The organism is Streptomyces sp., assembly GCF_036524955.1.
Taxonomy (GTDB): domain Bacteria; phylum Actinomycetota; class Actinomycetes; order Streptomycetales; family Streptomycetaceae; genus Actinacidiphila.
This window is the reverse complement of record NZ_DATDBG010000299.1, coordinates 1-4575: the sequence shown is the minus strand read 5'-3', so window position 1 is coordinate 4575 and position 4575 is coordinate 1. Positions and strand designations below refer to the sequence as shown.

At 72.6% G+C, this 4575-nt stretch carries 3 protein-coding genes and 1 pseudogene; 3 read left to right on the top strand and 1 reads right to left on the bottom strand.

Annotated elements, in window-relative coordinates; all coding sequences use genetic code 11:
• A partial coding sequence (locus VIW71_RS23655; RefSeq protein WP_331624581.1) for an AfsR/SARP family transcriptional regulator occupies positions 1-1790 on the bottom strand: 1790 nt, incomplete at its 3' end.
• Between the two features lie 462 nt (positions 1791-2252).
• Here VIW71_RS23655 and VIW71_RS23650 point away from each other — a divergent pair.
• The 3 genes and pseudogenes from VIW71_RS23650 to VIW71_RS23640 all read left to right on the top strand — a co-directional run.
• Positions 2253-2672, top strand: a complete 420-nt coding sequence (locus VIW71_RS23650; RefSeq protein WP_331624580.1) for a helix-turn-helix transcriptional regulator — start codon at positions 2253-2255, stop codon at positions 2670-2672.
• Between the two features lie 10 nt (positions 2673-2682).
• Positions 2683-3099, top strand: a complete 417-nt coding sequence (locus VIW71_RS23645) for a VOC family protein (RefSeq protein WP_331624579.1) — start codon at positions 2683-2685, stop codon at positions 3097-3099.
• A gap of 288 nt (positions 3100-3387) precedes the next feature.
• A pseudogene (locus VIW71_RS23640) lies at positions 3388-4575 on the top strand (excinuclease ABC subunit UvrA); the annotation flags it as partial.

The following is a 4575-nucleotide window of genomic DNA, read 5'->3' as shown; positions in this document are numbered from 1 at the left end:
TCCTCGGCGAGCACCCGCTCACGGGCGAAGTCGTGGACCAGGTCGTGCAGGCGGAAGCGGGGCTGCCCGGCCTGGTCCACGCCGACCGCCTCCAGCAGGTGACGTTCGACGAGGAGATCAGCGAGCCGGTCGTCGGCCGTGTCCGCCTCCGCCAGCGCCCCGACGACCCAGCCGGGCACGCTGCGTGCTTCGAGCAGCCCCAGCCGGCGCAGGGCGCGGCGCGGTTCCACGGGCAGCGAACGGTAGCTGAGCGCGATGCCGGCGCGGACGTCGAGATCGCCGGTGACGAGCAGATCGAGGCGCTCGCGGTGCTGCTTCAGGCGGTCCCGGAAGCCGCTGACCGTCCAGTCGGGACGGGAGGACAGCCGGGCACCGGCGATGCGCAGGGCCAGCGGCAGGTAGCCGCACAGCCGCGCCACCTCGGCGGTGGCCGCTGACTCGACCCCGGTGCGGTCGGCGCCGACCAGGCGGGTGAGCAACTGGTGCGCGGCTGCCGGGTCCAGCGTCGATATGCCGAAGCCGCGGCCGTTTCCGACGGCCGTGAGCCGCTTGCGGGAGGTGACCAGCACCGCGCAGTCGGGGGTGCCGGGCAGGAGCGGACGCAGCTGCGTCTCGTCGCGGGCGTCGTCGAGCAGGAGAAGCAGCCGGCGCCCCGCGACGCGGCTGCGGAACTCGGCTGCGAGCTCCTCCGGGTCGGCCGGGATGTCCCTGCCGTCCAGGCCGAGGCCACGCAGGAAGCGGGCCAGGGTGCCGTGCGGGTCGGCAGGCTTGTCCTGCGAGCCGCGCAGGTCGGCGTAGAGCTGCCCGCCGGGGAACTCGGCGGCCACGGTGTGTGCGACGTGCAGTGCCAGGGCCGTTTTCCCCGCGCCGCCCGGCCCGGTCAGTGTGACGACGGGCACGGTGGGGCCCCGCTCGCGCAGCGCCGCCAGGATGTCCGCCGTCAGCGTGTCCCGCCCGTGGAGCCGCTCTGTCTGGGGAGGCAGCTGGCGCGGTGCCGGGCCGGGCGGGCGGGGCCGGGCCACGTCGGACGCAGGGGTCGGGGCACTGAGGATCTCCTGGTAGAGGTCGTGCAACTGGGGACCCGGAACGATGCCGAGATCGTCTCGCAGACGGCGGTAGGCCCGGTGGTAGGCGGCCAGCGCGTCGGCCCGCCGCCCCTGTGCGGCGTACGCGAGCATCTGCCTGCGGTACAGGTCCTCCCGATGGGGATGACCGGCCAGCCAGGAGCCGACCTCCGTGAGCACCTGCTGGTGCTGGCCCAGCGCGAGGCGCGCGTCGAGCAGGGCCTCGGCCGCCCGCAGCCGTTCCTCCTCCAGGACTTGGCGGGCGGCGTCGGCGAACGGTTCCGGGCAGCCGGTGAGCGCCGTGCCGCGCCAGTGCCCGAGGGCGGTGGTGAACCGGGCGGCGGCGCTGTCGTGGTCGCCCGCCGCCGCGGCCCGACGGCCCAGGGCCGCGGCCTCGCGGAAGTCCCGCACATCGCTGGTGTGCGCGCCGGGCCGCAGCAGGTATCCGCTGTCGGCGGAGGCAAGGACGTGGTCGGGTGGCGCTTCGCCGTCGGCCGTCACCGTGCCCCGCATCCGCCGCCGCAGATCGCTGACCAGGTTGTACACCTGCGCCCGGGCGGAGTCCGGCGGGTCCTCCCACAGCAGGTCGACGATGCGGTCACGCGTGACGAGATACCCGGCGTTGAGCGCCAGCAGGGCCAGCAACGACCGCTCGCGGCCCGGCCGGGGACCCAGCCGTGCGCCGCCGTACCGAAGTTCCACCGGGCCCAGGATTCCGATCCACATCGGCGAACATCCTTCGGATAGCCACTCCTTCGGTCAACAGCCGCAAGATTAACGGGAGTTCCGCGTCCCTACGATGCTTGGCGCAAACCCCGCGCAGCGCGTGACGGCCGGTCGGGGGAGTCGGCCCGAGCGTCCGCCCGGGTGCGTCCCGGCGTACGCGCGAGTGTCCGCCCCCGCGCGTAGCGCCGGGGCCGGCCGGGGCGGGGTGTCGCCCCCGTGGACCCGGCTGCCGCAGGGGACCGGCGCCTCGTCGCGGTGGCTCCGGCCCGGTCGCCGTCGCCCCGGTCCGTCCGCACACCACCGCCGTTCCCGCCGATGCCGCGCGGCGCCTCGACCCCGCGGACACCAAGCCGCCTCGACCGGCGGCCGGCCGCGGAGGGCGGAGAACCCGGCGGACGGCCCGACGGCCCAGGAGCACTGATCGCGGAGGCGGGCCGCCGCCGCCGTGCGATGCTGGTGCGCATGACCCTGGAGGACCTGGTACGGCTGCGCCGCGCGCGGGACGTGATGGACCGCGACTACGCGCGGCCGCTGGACGTTCCGGCGCTGGCGAACGTCGCCCTCATGTCGCCCGGGCACTTCTCCCGCAGCTTTCGCGCCGCCTTCGGTGAAACGCCCTACAGCTATCTGATGACCCGCCGTGTCGAGCGGGCGAAGGCCCTGCTGCGGCGGGGTGATCTGAGCGTGACGGAGGTCTGCTTCGCGGTCGGATGCACCTCACTGGGGTCGTTCAGCTCGCGCTTCACCGAGCTGGTCGGCGAGAGCCCCAGCGCCTACCGGGCCCGCCGCCACGAGGCCGGCGCCGCGATCCCGGCGTGCGTCGCCAAGATCCTCACGCGACCGGTCAGGATCGGAGAAGCGGAATCCGCCGCCGCCTCGTAGCGTCGAAGGCATGAACATCAAGCTCGCACAGTGCTTCATCGCAGTCGACGACCACGACAAGGCGCTCGCCTTCTACCGCGACGTCCTCGGCCTGGAGGTACGCAACGACGTCGCGTTCGAGGGGATGCGCTGGGTGACCGTCGGCTCACCCGCGCAGCAGGACGTGGAGATCGTCCTCGAACCGCCGCTCGCCAACCCCAACGCCTCGCCGGCCGACAAGCGGGCGATGGCGGAACTGCTGGCCAAGGGCATGCTGCGCGGCGTGATCTTCTCCACCGACGACTGCGACGCCACCTTCGAACGCATCCGGTCCGCCGGCGGCGAGGTGCTGCAAGAGCCGATCGACCAGCCGTACGGCGTCCGCGACTGCGCCTTCCGCGACCCGGCCGGCAACATGCTCCGCTTCACCCAGCCCCGCAAGCGGTGAGGACCGCCCGCGGCAGGGTCCCGGCCCATGGCTGTGGAGCGCTCCGACTCCCGGGCGGCGCGGGCGGTCCATCCGGCTCCTCCGGGCGGACGGCGGGGGACGCCCCGACCCCGCCGCGCCGGATCGCGCTGCCCGCGTCACCGGGCGTCGAGGTGTACTTCAAGGACGGGTCGGCGCACCCCACGGCAGTGTGAAGCACCGCCCGGTCCGCGTCATGTTCCATGAGGCGGTCGCGCGAGGCGCCGTCACGGCCCGCGAAGGCGGCCCCGCCCAACGGATGGAGACATGATGAGCATGGCCATGAGGACGGACACGCAGTCGCCTGCGCCGCACGGTGCCGACAGCCACGATGTGATCCGCGTGCACGGCGCGCGCGTGAACAACCTCAAGGACGTCAGCATCGAGATCCCGAAGCGCCGGCTGACGGTGTTCACCGGCGTCTCCGGCTCGGGCAAGAGCTCGCTGGTGTTCGGCACGATCGCCGCGGAGTCGCAGCGGCTGATCAATGAGACCTACAGCACGTTCGTGCAGGGCTTCATGCCGACGCTGGCGCGGCCCGACGTCGACGTGCTCGAGGGGATCACGACCGCGATCAGCGTCGACCAGGAGCGGATGGGCTCCAATCCCCGCTCGACCGTCGGCACCGTCACCGACACCGACGCGATGCTGCGCATCCTCTTCAGCCGGCTCGCGCAGCCGCAGATCGGATCGCCCGGCGCGTACTCGTTCAACGTCGCCTCGGTCTCCGGCAGCGGCGGCATCACCGTCCAGCGCGGCGACAAGACGATCACCAAGAGCGCGACCTTCAGCCGCATCGGCGGCATGTGCCCGCGCTGCGAAGGCCGCGGCTCGGTCAGCGACTTCGACCTGTCCGCGCTCTACGACGAGAGCAAGTCGCTCAACGAGGGCGCGCTCACGATCCCCGGGTACAGCATGGAGGGCTGGTACGGCCGGATCTTCCGCGGCTGCGGCTTCTTCGACCCGGACAAGCCGATCAAGAAGTTCAACAAGCGCGAGCTCCACGACCTGCTCTACAAGGAGCCGACCAAGATCAAGGTCGAGGGGATCAACCTCACCTACGCCGGCCTGATCCCGTCGATCCAGAAGTCGATGCTCTCCAAGGACGTCGACGCGATGCAGCCGCACATCCGCGCCTTCGTTGAGCGGGCGGTGGTCTTCACCACCTGCCCGGAGTGCGACGGCACGCGGCTCAGCGAGGCGGCCCGGAACTCCAAGATCGACGGCGTCAGCATCGCCGACGTCTCCGCGATGGAGATCCGCGATCTCGCCCAGTGGGTCCAGAGCCTGGACGAGCCGTCGGTCGCCCCGCTGCTCGTGGCGCTGCGCGAGACCCTCGACTCGTTCGTGGAGATCGGGCTGGGCTACCTGTCGCTGAACCGGCCGTCGGGCACGCTCTCGGGCGGTGAGGCGCAGCGGACGAAGATGATCCGCCACCTCGGCTCCTCGCTCACCGAC